Annotated in this window: 17 protein-coding genes; 9 read left to right on the top strand and 8 right to left on the bottom strand. The window is 71.6% G+C overall.

Annotated features, from left to right (window positions below; all coding sequences use genetic code 11):
- Positions 1 to 3: 3 nt before the first annotated feature.
- The 3 genes from bcp to aroA are packed head-to-tail and all read right to left on the bottom strand — an operon-like array spanning position 4 to position 2,924.
- On the bottom strand, positions 4 to 471 hold the full coding sequence (gene bcp / locus C7474_RS11350) for a thioredoxin-dependent thiol peroxidase (protein ID WP_121060089.1): 468 nt from the start codon (positions 469 to 471) through the stop codon (positions 4 to 6).
- Between the two features lie 49 nt (positions 472 to 520).
- Positions 521 to 1,561, bottom strand: a complete 1,041-nt coding sequence (gene rsgA / locus C7474_RS11345; RefSeq protein WP_121060087.1) for a ribosome small subunit-dependent GTPase A — start codon at positions 1,559 to 1,561, stop codon at positions 521 to 523.
- A 25-nt stretch (positions 1,562 to 1,586) separates the two neighbouring features.
- Positions 1,587 to 2,924, bottom strand: coding sequence for a 3-phosphoshikimate 1-carboxyvinyltransferase (gene aroA / locus C7474_RS11340; protein WP_121060085.1), 1,338 nt, complete (start codon positions 2,922 to 2,924; stop codon positions 1,587 to 1,589).
- An 87-nt stretch (positions 2,925 to 3,011) separates the two neighbouring features.
- Between aroA and C7474_RS11335 the strand changes: the two genes are divergently transcribed.
- Together C7474_RS11335 and C7474_RS11330 are read left to right on the top strand one after the other, a co-directional pair.
- A complete protein-coding gene (locus C7474_RS11335) occupies positions 3,012 to 3,689 on the top strand; it encodes a sigma-70 family RNA polymerase sigma factor (protein WP_121060083.1) in 678 nt (225 codons plus the stop codon).
- On the top strand, positions 3,686 to 3,931 hold the full coding sequence (locus C7474_RS11330; protein ID WP_121060081.1) for a zf-HC2 domain-containing protein: 246 nt from the start codon (positions 3,686 to 3,688) through the stop codon (positions 3,929 to 3,931). The genes C7474_RS11335 and C7474_RS11330 overlap by 4 nt, the downstream gene beginning before the upstream one ends.
- Before the next feature lie 34 nt (positions 3,932 to 3,965).
- Here the strand turns inward: C7474_RS11330 and C7474_RS11325 are convergent, their stop codons facing one another.
- Together C7474_RS11325 and C7474_RS11320 are read right to left on the bottom strand one after the other, a co-directional pair.
- A complete protein-coding gene (locus C7474_RS11325; protein ID WP_121060716.1) occupies positions 3,966 to 4,895 on the bottom strand; it encodes a diacylglycerol kinase in 930 nt (309 codons plus the stop codon).
- Positions 4,892 to 8,647 carry a multifunctional oxoglutarate decarboxylase/oxoglutarate dehydrogenase thiamine pyrophosphate-binding subunit/dihydrolipoyllysine-residue succinyltransferase subunit gene (locus C7474_RS11320; RefSeq protein ID WP_199692462.1) on the bottom strand — a complete coding sequence of 1,252 codons (3,756 nt, stop codon included), beginning with the start codon at positions 8,645 to 8,647 and terminating at the stop codon, positions 4,892 to 4,894. Before C7474_RS11320 ends, C7474_RS11325 begins: the two co-directional genes overlap by 4 nt.
- 166 nt (positions 8,648 to 8,813) lie before the next feature.
- On the opposite strand from C7474_RS11320, the gene guaB1 reads away from it, so the two are divergent.
- The 3 genes from guaB1 to C7474_RS11305 all read left to right on the top strand — a co-directional run bounded on the left by guaB1 (position 8,814) and on the right by C7474_RS11305 (position 12,871).
- Positions 8,814 to 10,271, top strand: a complete 1,458-nt coding sequence (gene guaB1, locus C7474_RS11315; RefSeq protein ID WP_121060077.1) for a GMP reductase — start codon at positions 8,814 to 8,816, stop codon at positions 10,269 to 10,271.
- A gap of 219 nt (positions 10,272 to 10,490) precedes the next feature.
- Complete coding sequence (locus C7474_RS11310; protein WP_121060075.1) at positions 10,491 to 11,819, top strand: hemolysin family protein; 1,329 nt, start codon at positions 10,491 to 10,493, stop codon at positions 11,817 to 11,819.
- Complete coding sequence (locus tag C7474_RS11305) at positions 11,816 to 12,871, top strand: hemolysin family protein (RefSeq protein ID WP_121060073.1); 1,056 nt, start codon at positions 11,816 to 11,818, stop codon at positions 12,869 to 12,871. Before C7474_RS11310 ends, C7474_RS11305 begins: the two co-directional genes overlap by 4 nt.
- A gap of 81 nt (positions 12,872 to 12,952) precedes the next feature.
- Here the strand turns inward: C7474_RS11305 and C7474_RS11300 are convergent, their stop codons facing one another.
- Positions 12,953 to 14,029 carry an NADH:flavin oxidoreductase/NADH oxidase gene (locus C7474_RS11300; protein ID WP_121060071.1) on the bottom strand — a complete coding sequence of 359 codons (1,077 nt, stop codon included), beginning with the start codon at positions 14,027 to 14,029 and terminating at the stop codon, positions 12,953 to 12,955.
- A gap of 90 nt (positions 14,030 to 14,119) precedes the next feature.
- Between C7474_RS11300 and C7474_RS11295 the strand changes: the two genes are divergently transcribed.
- From C7474_RS11295 to C7474_RS11280, 4 genes are read left to right on the top strand one after another with little or no spacing between them, the layout of a single operon-like run.
- The gene (locus C7474_RS11295; RefSeq protein ID WP_121060069.1) at positions 14,120 to 14,974 is read left to right on the top strand and encodes an ADP-dependent NAD(P)H-hydrate dehydratase; all 855 of its coding nucleotides are present in this window, start codon (positions 14,120 to 14,122) and stop codon (positions 14,972 to 14,974) included.
- A 41-nt stretch (positions 14,975 to 15,015) separates the two neighbouring features.
- Positions 15,016 to 16,272, top strand: a complete 1,257-nt coding sequence (locus tag C7474_RS11290) for a hypothetical protein (RefSeq protein WP_241965216.1) — start codon at positions 15,016 to 15,018, stop codon at positions 16,270 to 16,272.
- 11 nt (positions 16,273 to 16,283) lie between these two features.
- Positions 16,284 to 16,607 (top strand): thiamine-binding protein, encoded by a 324-nt coding sequence (locus tag C7474_RS11285; RefSeq protein ID WP_121060067.1) that lies wholly within the window; start codon positions 16,284 to 16,286, stop codon positions 16,605 to 16,607.
- A gap of 18 nt (positions 16,608 to 16,625) precedes the next feature.
- A complete protein-coding gene (locus C7474_RS11280) occupies positions 16,626 to 17,843 on the top strand; it encodes an MFS transporter (protein ID WP_422385797.1) in 1,218 nt (405 codons plus the stop codon).
- Positions 17,844 to 17,873: 30 nt separating this feature from the next.
- On the opposite strand, the gene metX is transcribed toward C7474_RS11280, so the two are convergent.
- Both metX and C7474_RS11270 read right to left on the bottom strand, forming a co-directional pair.
- Positions 17,874 to 19,076, bottom strand: a complete 1,203-nt coding sequence (gene metX / locus C7474_RS11275) for a homoserine O-acetyltransferase MetX (RefSeq protein ID WP_121060065.1) — start codon at positions 19,074 to 19,076, stop codon at positions 17,874 to 17,876.
- A 153-nt stretch (positions 19,077 to 19,229) separates the two neighbouring features.
- Positions 19,230 to 20,552 carry a bifunctional o-acetylhomoserine/o-acetylserine sulfhydrylase gene (locus tag C7474_RS11270; RefSeq protein WP_121060710.1) on the bottom strand — a complete coding sequence of 441 codons (1,323 nt, stop codon included), beginning with the start codon at positions 20,550 to 20,552 and terminating at the stop codon, positions 19,230 to 19,232.
- Positions 20,553 to 20,693: the final 141 nt, after the last annotated feature.

The following is a 20,693-nucleotide window of genomic DNA, read 5'->3' as shown; positions in this document are numbered from 1 at the left end:
CGCTCAGCCGATCTGCAGCAGGGTGCGCAGCCGTGCGACGTGCCCCGTCGCCTTGACGTTGTAGAGCGCGTGCTCGATGCGTCCGCGGGTGTCGAGCACGAAGGTCGAGCGGATGACGCCCTCGACGACCTTGCCGTAGTTCATCTTCTCGCCCCACGCGCCGTACGCGCTGTGGACGCGGTGGTCGGGGTCGCTGAGCAGCGGGTACGTGAGGCCGTCGCGCTCGCGGAACTCGCGCAGCTTCGCCGGCTCGTCGCGGGAGATGCCGACGACGGTGTACCCGGCCGCCTGCAGCGGGGCGAGGCTGTCGCGGAAGTCGCAGGCCTCCTTCGTGCAGCCCGGGGTCATCGCCGCCGGGTAGAAGAAGAGGATCACGCGCGTGCCTTTGAGGCTCGCCCGCGTAACCGTCTCCCCGTCCTGATCGATGAGCGAGAAGGCGGGGGCGAGGGTTCCGGGTTCGAGGCGCGGCATCCGTCCAGCCTAGACGCCGTCCCGTACGTGTGTCGGTGAGCTCCGGCGCTCAGGAGAAGGTGGCGAGCAGGCGCTGCAGCGAGTCGAGGCGGGCGGCGCCGCGTTCGCCCAGACGACCCTCGGCGACCGCCTCGATGATCGCGCAGTCGGGGGCGTCGGGCAGGTGCGTGCAGCCGCGGGGGCACTCCTCGGCGACGGCGGCGAGGTCGGTGAACGCGGCGAGGATGTTCGCCGGGTCGACGTGCCCGAGCCCGAACGAGCGCACGCCGGGGGTGTCGATGACCCATCCCTTCCCCGCGGGGCTCTCGTAGCGCAGCGACACCGTCGAGCTCGACGTGTGGCGCCCCCGCCCGGTCACCTCGTTGACGTGCCCGGTGGCGCGGGAGGCCCCGGGGACGAGGGCGTTGACGAGCGTCGACTTGCCGACGCCGGAGTGCCCGACGAACACCGTGGAGTGGCCGACGAGGCGCGCGCCGATCTCCGCCGTCGGCATCTGCCCACGTCCGGACGTGAACACCTCGAGGTCGTCGACGCCCTCGAAGTGGCCGAGGAAGTCGGCCGGGTCGGCGAGATCGGTCTTGGTGACGACCAGCATCGGGTGGATGCCCGCGTCGAGGGCGGCGATGAGGTACCGGTCGACGAGGCGCGGTCGCGGCTCCGGATCGGCGGCGGCGACGACCACGAGCATCTGGTCGGCGTTGGCGACGACGACGCGCTCCACCTGGTCGGTGTCGTCGGCGCTGCGGCGCAGCAGCGACGTCCGCTCGGTGATGCCGACGATCCGCGCGAGGGTGCCGTCGGTGCCGCTCGTGTCGCCCACCGTGCGCACGAGATCCCCCGTGACGATGGGCTGTTTGCGCAGCTCCCGCGCCCGCGAGGCGAGCACCTGATGCTCTTGCGGGCCGTCCTCGTCGACGAGCACCGTGTAGCGGCCGCGGTCGACGCCGAGCACGCGTGCGATCTCGGCATCCGCGTGCGCGGGTCGGCGCTTGGTGCGCGGGCGGTTCGCCTTCGGATTGGGGCGCACCCGCACGTCGGCCTCGTCGAAGAGCGGCTCGTCCTCGTCGTCGACGTCGTCGAACCAGCTCATCGATCGCCGCCGCAGGTCATGCGCGTCACTCCGGCGCGTCGCCGTCGAGGAGCCGCCGCCACAGCTCGGGGAACTCGGGCAGGGTCTTGGCGGTCGTGCCGATGTCGTCGACCTCGACCCCCGGAACGCGCAGGCCGATGATCGCCCCGGCCGTCGCCATCCGGTGGTCGTGGTGGGCGCGCCACAGGCCGCCGTGCAGCGGGCGGGGGAGGATGCGGATGCCGTCGGGCAGCTCCTCCGCCTCGCCGCCGAGCGCGCGCAGGTTGTCGATCAGTGCGGCGATGCGGTCGGTCTCGTGGCCGCGGATGTGTCCGATGCCGTGCAGCGTCGTGGGGGCGTCGGCGAAGGCGGCGATGGCGAACAGCGCGGGGGTCAGCTCGCTCGCCGCCGTGAGGTCGAGGTCGACGCCGGCGATGCGCGGTCCGCCCGTGACCGTGAGGGCGCCGCCGCGCCGGCTCGCGCGGGCGCCGAGCAGCGGCAGGATGTCGCTGAGCAGCGCGCCGGGCTGGGTCGACGAGGCCGGCCACCCCGGGATCGTGACGGCGCCGCCTGTCACGACGGCGGCGGCGAGGAACGGGGCGGCGTTGGACAGGTCGGGTTCGATCGTGGCATCGCGTCCGCGCGGCGCGCCGGCCGGGACGATCCACTCCGTCGGCGTCGGCCGCTCGACGTGCACGCCGCGACGGGCGAGCACCTCGACGGTCATGTCGATGTGCGGGATGCTGGGCAGGCGCTCGCCGGAGTGCACGAGGTGCAGTCCCACGTCGAAGCGCGGCGCCGCCAGCAGCAGGCCGGAGACGAACTGGCTCGACGTGCTCGCGTCGATCGTCAGTTCGCCACCGCGGACGTGACCGCGCCCCTTCACCGTGAACGGCAGCGACCAGGTGCCGCCGTCGTCGATGTCGACCCCGATCTCGCGCAGTGCCTTGACCATGACTCCCATGGGGCGGTGCAGCGCGCTCTCGTGCGCCGTGATCGTGACGTCGCCGTCGGCGAGCCCGGCCAGCGGGGCGATGAAGCGCATCACGGTGCCCGCCTGACCGCAGTCGACGGTGATCCCGCCGCGGAGGGACGAGGGAGGTGTGATGTAGAGGTCGGGACCGAACTCGCCCGTCCCCTCGACCTCGTCGATCTGCGTGCCCAGCGCCTGCAGCGCCTCCACCATCCGCGCGGAGTCGTCGGAGTGCAGCGGGGCGGACAGCGTCGAGGGCTGGTCGGCGATCGCGGCGAGCACGAGCTTGCGGTTGGTCAGCGACTTCGATCCGGGGATCGAGACGGTCGCATGGACCGGGGCCCCGGCCACGGGCGCCGCCCAGGACGAGTCCGGTGCGGACGGGGCTGGGGAATACCCGGTGGCGGTCATCGGGTTCTACCCTAACGAACCCGTCGACACCGCGACCCGAACCGATCGCGCGCCGTCGGCGGTGGCCGGACGCTCCGAAGGAGGCACATGCTCGCGACGCTCGATCGCGCACCACACCCCGAGGTGCCGGCGACCCCGGACGTAGACTGGGCGCTGATGGAACACGAGGCGGACGCCACGCCGCAGCCCCAGGATCCCCGGGACCAGTTCGAGCAGCAGGCGCTGCCGTTCATGGACCAGTTGTACGCCGCCGCCATGCGGATGACGCGCAACCCCGCCGACGCCGCCGACCTCGTCCAGGAGACGTTCGTCAAGGCGTTCTCGTCGTGGGCGTCGTTCACGCAGGGGACGAACCTCAAGGCGTGGCTGTACCGGATCCTCACCAACACCTACATCAACACGTACCGCAAGAAGCAGCGCGAGCCGTATCAGGGGACGATCGACGACCTCGAGGACTGGCAGCTGGGCGGTGCGGAATCGACGACGGCGACCAGCAGCCGCTCGGCCGAAGCCGAGGCGATCGACCACATGCCCGCGTCGGTCGTGAAGGACGCGCTGCAGTCGATCCCCGAGGACTTCCGGCTCGCGGTGTACCTCGCCGACGTCGAAGGCTTCGCGTATCAGGAGATCGCGGACATCATGAAAACCCCGATCGGCACGGTCATGAGCCGCCTGCACCGTGGCAGGCGGATGCTGCGTGACCTGCTGGCGGACTATGCGAAAGAGCGGGGCATCGAGGTGCCCGCCACGAGGAGCGCGAAATGAGCGACTGCGGCTGCGACAAAGCCCGGAAGGATCTCGAGGAGTATCTGCGGAACGAGGTGTGCAAGACCGAGCACACCGACATCCGCGAGCATCTGGAGAACTGCCCGTCGTGCCGGGACGAGGCCCTCGTCGCGACGACCCTCACGGCCGTCGTCGCGCGGGCGTGCAAGGAGTCGGCGCCCGAGGAGCTGCGCGATCTCGTGCTCAGCCGGCTGCGCGCCGAGCAGGCCACGCACCACTGAGCCGCTGAGTCACTGAGCCGCTGAGGCGCGCGCTTCAGGGCGCGAACACGCCGATCGCGGCCGGCACGACCTCGACGCGCACCGGCAGCGGCCCCTGCGGCTCGCCGTCGGCGTACGCGGTGACGCCGCGCGCCGTCAGGGTCGCCGCGCGCACGCGCAGCATCGTCACTTCGGGGATCGACCGATGCGTGCCGCGGTAGACGCGGGGCAGCAGCCGCAACACGCGCGGGCGTGAGACGGCGCGGACGATCACGGCGTCGAGCAGTCCGTCCTCGAGGTCGGCGTCGGGGCAGATCGGGATGCCGCCGCCGTAGGTGCGCCCGTTGCCGATCGTCGCCATCAGCAGGTCATCCTCGACGACACGGGTCGAGCCGTCGTCGAGTTCGAGGTCCAGGCGGTACCGGTCGGAGCCGAGGCGGAGGAACTCGACGAGGATCGCGATGTCGTAACGCGCGTGTCCGCGGGGCCACGGCATCCGGTTCGCCCGGTCGTTGACCTTAGAATCGAACCCGCTCGCGAGCACCGTGCCGTAGAGCGTCGAGGAGCCGTCGGCACGGGTGAGGCGCGCCAGGTCGACGGTGCGCACCCGTCCGCCGAGGACGGCGTCGGCGGCCGCATCGGCGTCGAGGTCGCGCAGTCCGAGGCTCGTGGCGAGGTCGTTGCCGGTCCCGGTCGGGATGATGCCGAGCGGGATGCCGGTGCCCGCCAGTGCCTGCAGCGCGAGGGAGACGGTCCCGTCGCCGCCCGCCACGACGACGCCGCCGACGTCGGTCGTGGCCGCCGCGGCGAGCGCGGTCGCAGCCTCGCCGGGTGTGCGCGCCGTCAGCATCCGCACATCGACACCGGCCGCGCGGAGCCGCTCGAGGGCACGCCGCGACGCCCCGGTACGCGCGCCGTGACGGGCGGTCGGGTTGTCGAGGAAGGCGAGCGCGGCCGGTGTCCCGGCCGCGCGCGGTGCGTTCAGAGAGTCAGCGCCTTCGCGAGGATCGCCTGCTGCTCGACGGCGTGCACCTTCGGCGACCCGGTGGCCGTCGAGGCGGCGGCCGGGCGGGAGACGCGGCGGATCGTGCGACCGTGCAGGTGCTTGACGACCTCGAGCGAGATGAACGGCCAGGCGCCCTGGTTCTCGGGCTCGTCCTGCACCCACACCAGCTGCGCGTTCGGGTAGGCGTCGATGACGGCGTTGAGCTCGTCGATCGGGGCCGGGTAGAACTGCTCGAGGCGCACGAGGGCGATCTCGGGGTTGGGGTTCTTGTCGAGCTCGGCCTTGAGGTCCCAGTGGATCTTGCCGGAGTGCAGCAGCACCCGCTTGACCTGGCTCTTGTCGACGCCGCGGTCGTCGTCGAGCACCGGCTCGAAGCGGCCCGACGTGAAGTCGGCGACCTGGCTGGTCGCACCGCGCAGACGGAGCATGGCCTTGGGCGTGAACACGATCAGCGGACGCCGCGGGCGGGCGTAGGCCTGACGGCGCAGCAGGTGGAAGTACGACGCCGGGGTCGAGGGGCGCGCGACGGTCATGTTGTCCTGCGCGCACATCTGCAGGTAGCGCTCGATACGCGCCGACGAGTGGTCGGGTCCCTGACCCTCGTAACCGTGGGGGAGCAGCAGCACGACGCTCGACTGCTGACCCCACTTCTGGTCGGCCGCCGAGATGTACTCGTCGATGACGGACTGGGCGCCGTTGGCGAAGTCGCCGAACTGCGCCTCCCAGAGGGTGAGGGTGTCGGGGCGCTCGACCGAGTAGCCGTACTCGAAGCCCATCGCCGCGTACTCGCTCAGCAGCGAGTCGTACACGTAGAAGCGGCCCTGGCCGTCGCCGATGTTCGCCAGCGGCAGCCATTCCTGGCCGTTGTCGCGGTCGTGCAGCACGGCGTGGCGCTGAACGAACGTGCCGCGGCGGGCATCCTGACCGGCGAGACGCACGTTCGTGCCCTCGGCCAGCAGCGAGCCGAACGCGAGCAGCTCGCCGAAGCCCCAGTCCACCGAGCCGTTGCGGCTCATGTCGCGGCGCTTGTCGAGCAGCTGCTGCAGCTTGGCGTGCACGGTGAAGCCGTCGGGCTTGTTGACGAACGCGTCGCCGATGCGGTGGATGAGCTCCTCGCCGACACCCGTCGTCTCGGGCTCGCCGGCGACCACTTCGAGGGATCCGGTCGTGGTCGGCACGACGGATGCCGCACCCGTCTCGGCCTCGTGCGTCTCGGCGAAGGCCACCTCCAGGCGGTTCTGGAAGTCCTGCTTCGCCTTCTCGTACTCCTCCTCGGTGATGTCGCCGCGGCCGACGAGGGCCTCGGTGTACAGGCGGCGCACCGAGCGCTTGGCCTCGATGAGGTTCGTCATGAGGGGCTGCGTCATCGACGGGTCGTCGCCCTCGTTGTGACCGCGGCGGCGGTAGCAGACGAGGTCGACGACGACGTCGCGCTGGAACTCCTGGCGGTAGCGGAAGGCGAGCTCGGCGACGCGGACGACCGCTTCGGGGTCGTCGCCGTTGACGTGGAAGATCGGCGCCTGGATCGTCTTGGCGACGTCGGTCGCGTACACCGAGGTGCGCCCGTCCTGGGGGAGCGTCGTGAAGCCGACCTGGTTGTTGACGACGATGTGCACGGTGCCGCCGGTGCGGTAGCCGCGCAGCTGCGACATCTGCAGCGTCTCGACCACGACACCCTGGCCCGAGAACGCGGCGTCGCCGTGCACGAGCACGGGCAGCCACGAGAACGTGCCGATCGGCTTGCGGTCCTGCTTGGCGCGGGTGATGCCCTCCAGCACGCCGTCGACCGTCTCGAGGTGCGAGGGGTTCGCGGCGAGGTAGACCGGAAGCTCGGAGCCGCCGTCGGAGACGAACGTGCCCTCGGTGCCGAGGTGGTACTTCACATCGCCCGAGCCGCGCTTGGAGCCGATCGCGACCGAGCCTTCGAACTCGCGGAAGATCTGGCTGTAGGTCTTGCCGGCGACGTTCGTGAGGACGTTGAGGCGACCGCGGTGCGCCATGCCGATCGTGGCGCCGTCGAGGCCCGCACCGGCTGCGCCCTGGAGGATCTCGTCGAGCAGCGGGATGAGCGATTCGCCGCCCTCGAGGCTGAAGCGCTTCTGTCCCACGTACTTCGTCTGCAGGAACGTCTCGAACGCCTCGGCCTGGTTGAGCTTGTCGAGGATGCGCAACTGCTCGTCGTGCGTCGGCTTCTGGTACTTGACCTCGACGTTGTCCTGGAACCACTTGCGCTGCGCCGGGTCCTGGATGTGCATGTACTCGATACCGATCGTGCGGCAGTACGAGTCGCGGAGCACGCCGAGGATCTCGCGCAGCTTCATCGTGCGCTTGCCGCCGAAGCCGCCCGTGACGAACTCGCGGTCGAGGTCCCAGAAGGTCAGCCCGTGGTTCTCGATCTCGAGGTCGGGGTGCGTGCGCTGCACGTACTCGAGCGGGTCGATGTCGGCCATCAGGTGGCCGCGCACGCGGAACGAGTTGATGAGCTCCTGCACGCGCGCGGCCTTGTCGACGCGCTCGGCGAGGTCGACGTTGATGTCGCTCGACCAGTGGATGGGAGCGTAGGGGATGCGCAGCGCGGCGAAGATGTCGTCGTAGAAGCCGTGGCCGCCGATGAGCATCTCGTGGACGATCTTGAGGAACTGGCCCGACCCGGCGCCCTGGATGACGCGGTGGTCGTAGGTGCTCGTCAGCGTGATCGTCTTGCCGATGCCGAGCTCGGTGAGGGTGCGCTCGCTGGAGCCCTGGAACTCCGCGGGGTACTCGAGGGCGCCCGCGCCGACGATGCAGCCCTGGCCCTTCATCAGGCGCGGCACGGAGTGCACCGTTCCGATGCCGCCCGGGTTGGTGAGCGAGATCGTCGTGTTCTGGAAGTCGGCGCCGGTCAGCTTTCCGGCGCGGGCCCGCTTGACGAGGTCCTCGTACGCGTTGAGGTACTCGTGGAACGACAGCGTCTCGGCGCGCTTGATGCTCGGCACCATGAGCGCACGGGTGCCGTCGGGCTTGGGGAGGTCGATCGCGATGCCGAGACCGACGTGCGCCGGCGCGACGACCGACGGCTTGCCGTCGACCTCGGCGTACGACACGTTCTGGCTCGGGAACTCCTTGAGCGCCTGGATGAGGGCCCAGCCGATGAGGTGGGTGAAGCTGATCTTGCCGCCGCGCGTGCGGGCCATGTGGTTGTTGATGACGATGCGGTTGTCGATCATCAGCTTCGCCGGGACGGTGCGCACCGAGGTGGCGGTCGGGACCGTCAGCGACTCGTCCATGTTGGCGGCGAGCGTCTTGGGCATGCCGCGCAGCGGCGTGACCACGTCGTCGTCGGGAGCCTCGGCGGGGGTCGTGGGCGCGGCCTTCGGCGCCTGCGCAGGCACCGGCTGGGCGGATGCCGGACGCGCCGTCGTGCGCGCCACCGGCTGGGCGCCCGCGACGGGCACCGCGGCGGTCACGGGACGCGGCTCGGCGGCCGTCGGCTGCGCGGCGGCCGGAGTCTGCTGCGCGGCGGCGGGGGTCTGCGGCGCGGCGGCGGGCCCCGCCGCCGGAGCGGCGTCACGCGCGGCGGGAGCGGCATCCGTCGCCGTGTTCGCCTTGTAGGCGTCGAGGATCGGCCACCAGGACTGGTCGACCGAGTTCCTGTCCTTCGCGTACTGCTCGTACATCTCGGCGACGAGCCATTCGTTGGCCCCGAAATCGCCGTCGCTCGAAGTTCCCACGCCGGTCACCTGGCTGGACACGAGTTCGCCTGCTTTCATCGATGAAGACTCGGATCGTGCGGGGGCGCGAAGCCCCACGCGCACAACAATCCAGGGTAGCCCAGGTTCACCTTCCGATCGGCTGATACCGCGGCATCGACGCGGTCCTCCCAGCCGGGCACCCGACTTCGGTGGGTACCGTGGACTCATGCAGTTCTCCGGCGCCCTCCCCACGGTCGATCTGACCTACTCCGACGTCTTCCTCGTGCCGCGTCGCTCGGCCGTCACGAGCCGGCTCGACGTCGACCTGTCGCCCGGCGACGGCACGAGCGCGACCCTGCCGCTGGTCGCCTCGAACATGAACTCGGTCACGGGGCCCCGCCTCGCGGCCACCCTCGCCCGGCGCGGCGGCCTCGGCGTGCTGCCGCAGGACATGCCCCTGCAGGACCTCGATGCCGCCATCCGATGGGTCAAGGATCAGCCCGTCGGCTGGGACACCCCCCTCGTGCTCGCGCCCGAGACGACGGTGGTGGAGGCCGCCGAGCTGCTGCCGGCGACGGTCGGTCACGGCATAGTCGTGTCGGAGAAGACCGACGGGCCCGTGCACGTCGACGACATCCTCGGCATCGTCCCCGCGACCCGGCTGGGCACGGCGCTGCCCGACGCCCGCCTCGGCGACCTCGCCCGCGGACGCAGCGCGTCGATCGACGCCGACGACGTCGACAGCCCGCGCGCCGCCTTCGACCTGCTCGTCGCCGCGGACGCCGAGATCGTCTGCGTGCTGCAGCATGGACACCTCGTCGGCACGCTCTCGCAGCGCACCGCGCTGCGCGGCTCGCTCTACCGGCCGGCCGTCGACGCCTCGGGCCGGCTGATCGTGGCCGCCGCCGTGGGGATCAACGGCGACGTCGCCGCGAAGGCGAAGGCGCTCGCCGCGGCCGGTGTCGACGTGCTCGTGGTCGACACCGCGCACGGGCACCAGGAGGGGATGCTGCGGGCGCTGCGCACCGTGAGCGGCCTGGGCCTGGGCATCCCGATCGTCGCCGGCAACATCGTCACCGCCGACGGCGTGCGCGACCTCGTGGATGCCGGTGCGTCGGTGCTGAAGGTCGGTGTCGGTCCGGGCGCGATGTGCACGACCCGCATGATGACGGCCGTCGGCCGCCCGCAGTTCTCCGCCGTGCTCGAGACGGCGCAGGCCGCCGCCGAGCTGGGCGCGCACGTGTGGGCCGACGGCGGGGTGCGCTACCCCCGCGACGTCGCCCTGGCCCTGGCGGCGGGCGCGGCATCCGTCATGATCGGCTCGTGGTTCGCCGGCACGATCGAAGCCCCCGGCCGGCTGCAGGTCGACGAGCTCGGACGGGTGTTCAAGGAGTCGTGGGGCATGGCCTCCACGAAGGCGGTACAGGGGCGGTTCGGTCGTCTGGACGCCTACGAGCGCGCCCGCAAGGAGCTGTTCGCCGAGGGTATCTCGTCGTCGAAGATCTACCTCGACCCGCTGCGGCCGTCGGTCGAGGACCTCGTGGACATGATCACCTCGGGTGTGCGCTCGTCCTTCACCTACGCCGGTGCGGCGACCGTGGCCGAATTCCACGACCGCGCGCTCGTCGGCCTGCAGTCCGCCGCCGGCTACGAAGAGGGCAAGGCGCTCCCCGTCAGCTGGTGACGCGGCCCGGGTGCGCGCGAGTTCGCCGCCTCCCCGCCGAGATCGCCCGCTCCGCGCCGAGATCGCCGGCGAACTCGGCGCGCGACCGGCGAACTCGGCGGACAGCGTTCACGGCCGCGGCGGGGCGGGGATCCCCTAGAATCTTCTGACTATGGATGACCCCCCTAATAGACGCTCGCCCCACCGACCCTGCTTCCGCCAGAGCGGAGGTGATGCGTGATGGATTACGTCATGTTGGGCGTGGGGCTGCTTCTGACGGTGGGCACCGGCCTGTTCGTGGCCAGCGAGTTCGCGCTGGTGAACCTCGACCGCGCGGATCTCGAAGCGCGGCGCGATGCCGGTGAGTCACGACTCGCGCTGACGATCAGCGCGCTGCGGATCACCTCGACGCACCTGTCGAGCGCGCAGCTGGGCATCACGCTCACGACGCTGCTGACCGGTTACACGATGGAACCGGCGATCACGAACCTGCTGAGTCCCGTCTTCACCGCGTGGGGATTGTCGGATGCCGCGGCCCGCCCGATCGCGGTGGTCGTGGCGATCACGATCGCGACGACCTTCTCGATGATCATCGGCGAGCTCGTGCCGAAGAACTTCGCCCTCGCGGTGCCGCGCCAGACCGCGAAGCTCGTGATGCCGTTCCAGGTCGCGTTCACGACGGTGTTCAAGCCGGCGATCACGGTGCTCAACGGCAGCGCCAACGGCGTGCTGCGCTCGATGGGCGTCGAGCCCAAGGAGGAGCTGTCGGGCGCGCGCACCGCGGAGGAACTGTCGAGCCTCGTGCGCCGCTCCGCGAGCGCCGGCGTGCTCGAGGAGGACACCGCGACGCTGCTGGATCGCACCCTCACCTTCGCCCGCCTCACGACCGCCGACGTCATGACCCCGCGGCCGAGCGTGCACGCGATCGCCGCCGGCGACAGCGTCGAAGACCTGATCCAGCTCGCCCGCCGCACCGGTCACAGCCGGTTCCCGGTGTACGACGAGTCCATGGACGACATCACCGGCATCGCGCACCTGAAGCAGGCCGTGAGCGTGCCGCGCGACCGTCGCGGCGACGTGCCGGCGGCGGCCATCGCCGAGGAGCCGCTGCGCGTGCCCGAGGCGGTGCAGCTGGACTCCGTCATGTCGGAGTTGCGCTCCCGCGGCTACCAGATGGCGATCGTCGTCGACGAGTACGGCGGCACGGCGGGCGTGGTCACCCTCGAAGACCTCGTGGAGGAGATCGTCGGCGAGGTGCTCGACGAGCACGACCGCAACCGCGCCGGGGTCGTCCGCATCGGCGGGGGCGTCGTCTTCGGCGGCGACCTGCGCCCCGACGAAGTGCTCGACCGCACCGGCATCCGCGTGCCCGAGGGCGACGTGTACGACACCGTCGGCGGGTTCCTCATGTCCACGCTCGAGCGCATCCCCGTCGTCGGCGACGTGGTCGAGCTCGAAGACGGCACCCTCACGGTGCAGCGCATGGACGGTCGCCGCGTCGACCGGGTGAAGTTCACACCGCATCCGCTGCCGGCCGGTGTCGACGGCGAGGGAGGTGAGCAGCGATGAACGACTGGGCGGGAATCGCATGGCTGGTCGTGCTGCTGGTCTTCAACGCGTTCTTCGTCGGCGCGGAGTTCGCCGTCATCTCGGCGCGCCGCTCGCAGATCGAGCCGCTCGCCGAGAAGGGGTCGAAGGCAGCCAAGACCGCGCTCTACGCCATGGAGCACGCGACGCTCATGCTCGCGACCAGCCAGCTGGGCATCACGATCTGCTCGCTGCTGATCCTGAACGTGTCGGAGCCGGCGATCCACCATCTGCTCGAGGGGCCGCTCGGACTCACCGGCTGGAGCGAGGCCGTCATCGGCGGCGTCGCGTTCGCGATCGCGCTGATCCTGGTGTCGTACCTGCACGTCGTGTTCGGCGAGATGGTGCCCAAGAACCTGGCGTTCTCGCTGCCCGACCGCGCGGTGCTGCTGCTGGCGACGCCGCTCGTGTGGGTCTCGAAGGTGTTCCACCCGCTGATCGTGGCGCTCAACTGGATCGCGAACCACGTCGTGCGGCTGTTCCGCGTCGAGCCGAAGGACGAGGCCGCCTCGACCTTCACCCTCGACGAGGTCGCCACGATCGTGAACCAGTCGCGGATCGAGGGGGTGCTCGACGACGCGTCGGGTGCCGTGGCCGCCGCCGTCGAGTTCACCGACAAGAAAGCCGCCGACATCGCGGTGCCGCTCACCGACCTCGTCACGCTGCCCGAGACGACGACGCCCGACGAGATCGAGCGCGCGGTCGCCAAGCACGGCTACTCGCGCTACGTGATCGTCGACGACCAGGGCGTGCCGCTGGGCTACGTGCACCTGAAGGACGTGCTGCGGGCGGCCGAGGGGGCGGATGCCGAGAACGACATCGCCGAGCCCATCAAGCCCAAGCGCATCCACCACATGGTCTCCGTCGCCGAATCGACCGACCTGGAGGACGCGCTGGCCCTCATGCGCCGCTCCAGCCGCCACCTCGCGCAGGTGCGCGGTCCCGGTGGCGAGGTCACCGGGGTGCTGTTCCTCGAGGACATCATCGAGGAGCTCGTCGGCGAGGTGCACGACGCGACGCGTCGCGGCTTCTGACCCGCGGCATCCGAGAGGCACGAGAGCCCGCTCCGACTGCGGTCGGGGCGGGCTCTCGCGTGCGTGGGGTGGGGCGCCGCGTCAGGCGCGGCGGCGGGCCCGCAGGTACTGTGCGGGCCACGGGGCGAGGTCGGCGTCGCCGAGCTCGCCTGCGGCGCGGAGGGCGAAGTGCGGATCGCGCAGCCATTCCCGCGCGGCGAGCACGACATCCGCCTCGCCGGAGGCGAGGATCGCCTCGGCCTGCGGGCCGGTTGTGATCTCGCCGACCGCGCCGACGGGCAGTCCCGTCGCCTCGCGGATGCCGGCGGCCAGGTGCACCTGGTATCCGGGACCGGTCGTGATCTTCTGGTGCGCCACGAGCCCGCCGCTGGAGACGTCGACGAAGGCGGCGCCGTGCGCGGCGGCCCAAGTCGCGACGGTCGCGGTCTGCGCGAGGTCCCAACCGCCGTCGGCCCAGTCCTGCGCCGAGAAGCGCACCATCAGCAGCGCCTCGGGCGCCGCCTCGCGCACGGCGTCGAGGATGCGCAGCAGCAGGCGCGCGCGGTTCTCGAGGCTGCCGCCGTACTCGTCGGTGCGGTGGTTGCTCAGCGGGGACAGGAATTCGTGCAGCAGGTAGCCGTGCGCGGCGTGCACCTCGAGCGCCTCGAACCCGGCGCCCCACGCGCGGGCGGCGGCGGCGCCGAACGCGTCGACGAGGGCGTCGATCTGGGCCGCATCGAGCTCGGCGGGCGTCGCGTACCCGTCGAAGGCGACGGCGGACGGGGCGAGCGTCGGCCAGCCGCCCTCGCCCTCGGGAACCGAGCCGTGACCGCGTCCGGCGAACGGCGACCACGTCGAGGCCTTGCGGCCGGCGTGGGCGAGCTGGATGGCCGGCACCGCGCCACGGGCACGGATCGCCGCGGTGATGGGGGCCCAGGCCTCGGCCTGCGCGTCGTTCCAGATCCCGGTGTCCTCGGGGGAGATACGTCCCTCGGGCACGACGGCAGTGGCCTCGGCGATCACCATGCCGGCCCCGCCGGCGGCGAACTGGGCGAGGTGCACGTGGTGCCAGTCGTTCGGCATCCCGTCGGTCGCGGAGTACATGCACATCGGTGCGACCCACAGGCGGTTGCGGACGGTGTGCCCGGCGAGCTCGATCGGGGTGAACAGCTGACTCATGCGGTGATGCTCCTGACGCGGCGCGGACGGGGATGCGGGACGCCCGGCACCGGGGCCGATCGGCGCGGGTGCCCCGACTAGGGTGGCGCCATGACCGACGACTGGACGGCCGCCGACGCGGCGTCCCTGCTCCGGAAGCCAACGGCGTCCGACGACAAGTATTCCCGCGGCGTGCTCGGTGTCCGAACCGGATCGGAGCGCTACCCCGGTGCCGCCGTGCTGGGCGTGGAGGCCGCGTGGCGCACGGGCATCGGCATGGTGCGCTACCTGGGCGGTGCCCGCCCGACCGCCCTCGTGCTCGCCCGGCGCCCCGAGACGGTCGCCGCCGACGGGCGCGTGCAGGCGTGGCTCGTCGGGTCGGGCACGGATGCCGCCGAGCGCAGCCCCGCCGAGACGGCGACGCTTCGGGGACTGCTGGCGGGCGAGCTGCCCGTCGTGGTCGACGCCGGTGCGCTCGATCTCGCCCCGGCGGCATCCGCGCCGCTGGTCGTCACCCCGCATGCCGGGGAGTTCGGTCGGCTGCGCGCGGCCCTCGGGCTCCCGGATGCCGACTCCGCCGACCCCGCCGATCCCGGGGCGGTCGCCGAGACGGCGGCGCGACTGGGCGGCACGGTGCTGCGCAAGGGGGCTCTCACCGTCGTCGCGACCCCCGACGGCGCGGTGCGCACGGTCGCCGCGCCGACGCCGTGGCTGGCCACCGCCGGCACCGGGGACGTGCTCGGCGGCGTGCTCGGCACCCTCGTGGCCGGTGCGGCCGCCGCGCGCGAGCGGGAGGGAGGCCGGCTCGACGCCGCCGATCTGGGGCCGCTCGCCGCCACCGCCGCGTGGCTGCACGGCCACGCCGCCGCCGCGGCCGTGGAGCGTGCGGGGGGCGGCCCGGTGACGGCGCTCGACGTCGCCGAGGCGCTGCCAGGGGTCGTCGGGGCGCTGCTGCGTCACGGCTGAGCGCCCCGGCTGCGGTGCACCGGCATCCGTATGATGGGCGGGTGTCGAGACGGGTGGTGCTGTGGGTGGCGTTCGCCCTCGTGCACCTCGGCGTCGCGTGGCTCGGGTGGGTCATGCCGAACCAGCCCATGGGCGACGTCTACAACGTGTACGAGCCGTGGTCGACCCAGGCGCTGCACGGGCTCGGCGTCGTCGGGATCGACACCCCCTGGGTCTACCCGCAGCTCGCGCTCGTGCCGATGCTGCTGGCGCATCTGTTCGCGGTGGTCGGGGGCGGCTACATCGTCGGCTGGGCGCTGCTGGTGACGGTGGCGGACGCGGCCGCGTTCGCCGTGCTCGTCGGGCGGGGCCGCTCGCAGTCCCGCACGGTCGCCGCCTGGTTCTGGCTCGTCGCGATCGCACTGCTCGGGCCGGTGGGCCTGTACCGCCTCGACGGGTTCACCGTCGCCCTCGCGGTGCCCGCCTGCCTGTGGCTCGTCGGCCGCCCCTGGGTCGCCTCGGTGCTGCTCGCGATCGCCACATGGATGAAGGTGTGGCCGGCGGCCCTGCTGGCGGCGGCGGTCGTCGCCGTGCGCCGACGGTTCGCGATCGTCGGCGGCGCGCTTGCGGTGAGCGCGCTCACGCTGCTGACCGTCGCGGCGATGGGGGGAGCTGCCCACGCGTTCGGGTTCCTGAGCGAGCAGACCTCCCGCGGCCTCCAGGTCGAGGCGCCCGTGAGCGGGTTCTACCTGTGGGGCGCCCTGCTGCAGATCCCCGGGTTCTGGGTGTACTACGACCCCGACATCCTCACCTTCCAGGTCACCGGCACGCAGATCGACCCCGTGATCGCCGCGATGACGCCCGTCCTGGTGCTGGCCGTCGGCGCCGTCGCCGTGCTCGGCGGCGTCAAGGCGTGGCGCGGCGCGACGTTCGCGGCCCTGTTCCCGACGCTGTCGCTCGCGCTCGTGGTCGCCTTCATCGCGTTCAACAAGGTCGGCTCACCGCAGTACATCTGCTGGCTGTTCCCGTCGGTGATCCTCGGGCTGGTGCTCGACCGCCGCCGCTGGTGGCGCCCCGCGCTGCTCGTGCTCGCCACCGCCCTGCTCACGCAGATCGTCTACCCGGTGCTCTACAACGGCATCCTCACGGCCCCGCCGGAGCCGGTCGCCGTCGTCACCCTCACGGTGCGCAACCTCCTACTGGTGGCACTGCTGGTCTGGATGACCGTACGCCTCGCGCGCGTGCGCACCCGCGTGAGGCGTCCCGCCGCCGCGGCCCGCCCCGACCTCTCCGTCCGTCCCACCCCCGACCCCGTCTGATCGGAGCCCCCATGCTCATCGCCTTCTCCGTCGCCCCGTCCGGCACCGGCAACGCCGACGGCTCGGTGCACGACGCCGTCGCCGCCGCCGTCGCCGTCGTGCGCGCGTCCGGCCTCCCGCACCGCACGACGTCGATGTTCACCGAGGTCGAGGGGGAGTGGGACGAGGTGTTCGCCGTCGTGAAGGCGGCCACCGACGCCGTCATGCCCTACGGCTCGCGCGTGTCGCTCGTGCTGAAGGCCGACATCCGCCCCGGCTACACGGGCGAGATCGACGGCAAGATCGAGCGCCTCGAACAGGCGATCGAGGATGCCGCGAATCCCGACCTCCGCTGAGGCCACTACGCTGATGCGGTGACCTCCTCGAACAGCACGAGGGGGGCGGCGACGTGGGCGCTCCTTTCCCTCGCCGTCGGCAGCTTCGGTATCGGCATGACCGAATTCGTGGTGATGGGACTGCTCCCCGGCATCGCCGAGAACCTGCTCCCGTCGCTCTACGCCGATGCTCCTGAAGACGCGATCGCCCGTGCCGGCTGGCTCATCACCGCCTACGCCCTCGGGGTCGTCGTGGGCGCCCCCACCATCGCCGGGTCCGTCGCGAAGTACCCGCGACACCGCGTCATGCTGGGGCTTGCGCTGGCCCTCACCGTCTTCAACGCGCTGACGTTCCTGCTCCCCACCTTCGAGACGGTGCTGGCCTCGCGGATGCTGGCGGGCCTCCCGCACGGAGCGTATTTCGGCATCGGCGCGCTCGTCGCCGCCGACGTGCTCGGCCCGGGGAAGCGCGCGCAGGGCGTCGCATTCGTGCTCACCGGTCTCACGATCGCCAATGTCGTCGGTGTGCCGCTGGGCACCTTCCTCGGCCAGCAGGTCGGCTGGCGGGCCGCGTTCGCGGTGGTCGCCGGCATCTTCGCCCTCGCGAGCCTGCTCATCTGGATGTTCGTCCCGGCCCATGCCGGCGATCCGGGGCGCACGCTGCGCGCCGAACTGGGCGTGTTCCGCGTCGGCCAGGTGTGGTTCACGCTCGCCTTCGGCGCCATCGGCTTCGGCGGGTTCTTCGCCTGCTACAGCTACATCGCGCCGGTCGTCACCGACGTCGCCGGCTCGCCGGAATGGGTGGTCCCGATCGTGCTGGTCGTGATGGGCCTGGGCATGACGGTCGGCAACCTCGTCGGCGGCCGGCTCGCCGACGGCGACCTCGTGCGGACCCTGCTGGGCGGCTTCGTCGTGCTGATCGCGGTGCAGGTGGCGCTCGCCCTCACCGCCCAGTGGGTGGTCGTGGCGGCCGTCTTCGTCTTCCTGGTCGGCTTCGCCTCCTCGGCGATCAGCCCCGCCATCCAGACGCGGCTCATGGACGTCGCCGGCGACAACCAGTCGATCGCCGCCGCGCTGAACCACTCCGCGCTGAACATCGGCAACGCCCTGGGCGCCTTCCTCGGGGGGCTCGTCATCTCGGCCGGCCTCGGCTTCGTCGCCCCGATCTGGCTCGGTGCGGGCCTCGCCGCGGCGGGACTCGCGATCGCGCTCATCGCCGTCGCGGTCGACCGGCGAAGAGTGCTCGTCGTCGCCTGAGACCCCGGCTGAGCCGCGGCAGCGACCCGCTCAGCTCGCGAGGAGGCGGGCGAGATGGCCGCCGACCTCGGCGGTCTCGATGAGGAATCCGTCGTGGCCGAAGTCGCTCGTCAGCACGACCAGCTCGTCGTCGATCGTGGAGCGGATGCCGCGGAAGACACGCTGCTGCCCCTCGAGCGGGAACAGCCGGTCGCTGTCGATGCCGAGCACGAGCGTGCGGGCCGTGACGAGGGCGAGGGCCTCTTCGACGCCGCCGCGGCCCCGACCGATGTCGTGCGAGTTCATCGCCTCGACGAGGGTGAGGTAGGTGTTCGCGTCGAAGCGGCGGGTGAACTTGTTGCCGTGGAAGTCGAGGTAGCTCTCCACCGCGAAGCGACCACCGTGGCCGAGCGGGCTCACGCCGGACTGCCACGAGCGCTGGAAGCGCTGGTTGAGCTCGATCATCGACCGGTAGTTCAGCATCGCCATGCGGCGGGCGAGGGCGAGGCCGCGGTGCGGGCCCTCGCCGTCGGCGGCGTCGTAGTACTCACCGCCGGAGAACCGCGGATCGATGCGGATGGCCTCCAGCTGTACCGAGTTCAGCGCGACCTGGTCGGCCGTCGAGTACGGGGGAGCGGCGATGACGGCGAGCCGCTCGACGCGCTCCGGCAGGCCTGCGCCCCACTCCAGCGCCTGCATGCCGCCCATCGAGCCGCCGACGACGGCGGCCCAGGTGCCGATGCCGAGGTGGTCGGCGAGCAGCGCCTGGGCGGCCACCTGGTCGCGGATCGACAGGTAGGGGAAGCGCGAGGCCCACTCGCGGCCGTCCGGCGCGATGGAGGATGCGCCCGTCGAGCCCTGGCATCCGCCCAGCATGTTCGGGGCCACGACGAACCACCGGTCGGTGTCGATCGCGCGCCCGGGGCCGACGACCTCGCTCCACCAGCCGTCGGTGGGGTGTCCGGGGCCCGCGTCGCCGACGACATGACTGTCGCCGGTGAGGGCGTGCAGGATGAGCACCGCGTTGTCGGCGGCGGGCGACAGCTCGCCCCACGTCTCGTACGCCAGCCGGATGCCGGGGAGCTCGCGGCCGCTCTCGGTGCGGAACGATCCGAGCCACGCGAAGTGCCGGTTCCCGACGGGGTCGCCGTCGCGCCAGGCGCCGGTGGCCGGGGGACGGGCGCGCAGCAGGCGCGCGTCGGCCTCCGTGATCGGCGCGCTCGGCACCGTGTCTTCGGAGGTCTGCCAGTCCATGGTGTCCATTCTCTCGGCTGGGTCGCGGCCGCCGCGTCGTGTTACGTCTGCGGCATCCGGCGGGCGCGAGCTCCGCAGAAACGCGCGAACTCCGCGTCCGATGCGGTGATCGGATGCGGAGTTCGCGGCGTTGTGCGGAGCCGGTGACCCCGGTCAGGCCCGGGCGGCCTCGGCGAACCGCCGCGCCGCGGCGAGCGCCTGCTCGAGGTCGGCCTTCAGGTCGTCGATGTTCTCGAGGCCGACCGACAGGCGCACGAGGCCGGGGGTGACACCGGTCGTGAGCTGCTGCTCGGGGGTCAGCTGGGAGTGGGTCGTGGATGCCGGGTGGATCACGAGCGAGCGCACGTCGCCGATGTTGGCGAGGTGGCTGAACAGGGTCAGTGAGTTGACGAACTCGCGGCCGGCTTCCACACCGCCCTTGAGCTCGAACGAGAGCACCGCGCCGACGCCCTTCGGCGCGTAGGAGTTCGCGGCGGCGTACCACGGCGAGCTCGGCAGGCCGGAGTAGTTGACCGAGGCGACGTCGGGGTGGTTCTCGAGCCACTCCGCGATCTCCTGCGCGTTCTGCACGTGACGCTCGATGCGCAGCGACAGCGTCTCGATGCCCTGGATGAGAAGCCACGCGCTCTGCGGCGAGATGGCGGCACCGAGGTCGCGCAGCAGCTGCACACGTGCCTTGATGATGTAGGCCAGACCGTCGCCGACGGCCGTCGTGTACGAGGCGCCGTGGTACGACGGGTCGGGCTCGGTGAGGCCCGGGAACTTCTCGACGTTCTGCGACCACGGGAACGATCCGCCGTCGACGATGACGCCGCCGATGACGGTGCCGTGGCCGCCGAGGAACTTCGTCGCCGAGTGCACGACGATGTCGGCGCCGTGCTCGAACGGGCGGATGAGGTACGGCGTCGCGATCGTGTTGTCGACGATCAGCGGCACGCCGGCGGCGTGGGCGACGTCGGCGACCGTGCGGATGTCGAGGATGTTGATCTTCGGGTTGCCGACCGTTTCGGCGAAGAACAGCTTCGTGTTGGGACGCACGGCGCGGCGCCACTCCTCGGCGTCGTCCTGGTTCTCGACGAACGTCGTCTCGATGCCGAGCTTGGCCAGCGTGTACTTGAAGAGGTTGTAGGTGCCGCCGTAGATCGAGCTCGACGAGACGATGTGGTCGCCCGCCTGCGCGATGTTGAGCACCGCGAAGGTCTCGGCCGCCTGGCCGGAGGCCACCAGCAGCGCCCCGGTACCGCCCTCGAGCGCGGCGACGCGCTGCTCGACGACATCCTGGGTCGGGTTCTGGATGCGCGTGTAGATGTTGCCGAACTCGGCCAGCGCGAACAGGTTCGCGGCGTGGTCGGCGTTGTCGAACACGTACGAGGTGGTCTGGTAGATCGGCGTCGCCCGCGCCTTGGTCACCGGGTCGGGCTGGGCGCCGGTGTGGATCTGCTTCGTCTCGAAGCGCCAGTTCTCGGATGCGGTCATGTCGGGCTCCCCGGTGTCGTGCTGGACGTGCTGGTTCGGTGACGGTCGGATGCCGTCGGTGCGCCGGCGCAACGCGTCGACGCGGGATCGGCGGATGCCGACATCCAGGACTGTATGCCCGCAGGGATCCGTGAGGCAAAG

This window comes from Microbacterium telephonicum, assembly GCF_003651225.1.
Taxonomy (GTDB): domain Bacteria; phylum Actinomycetota; class Actinomycetes; order Actinomycetales; family Microbacteriaceae; genus Microbacterium; species Microbacterium telephonicum.
Note: the sequence above shows the minus strand (reverse complement) of the source record. Positions and strands in the feature narration are given on the sequence as shown.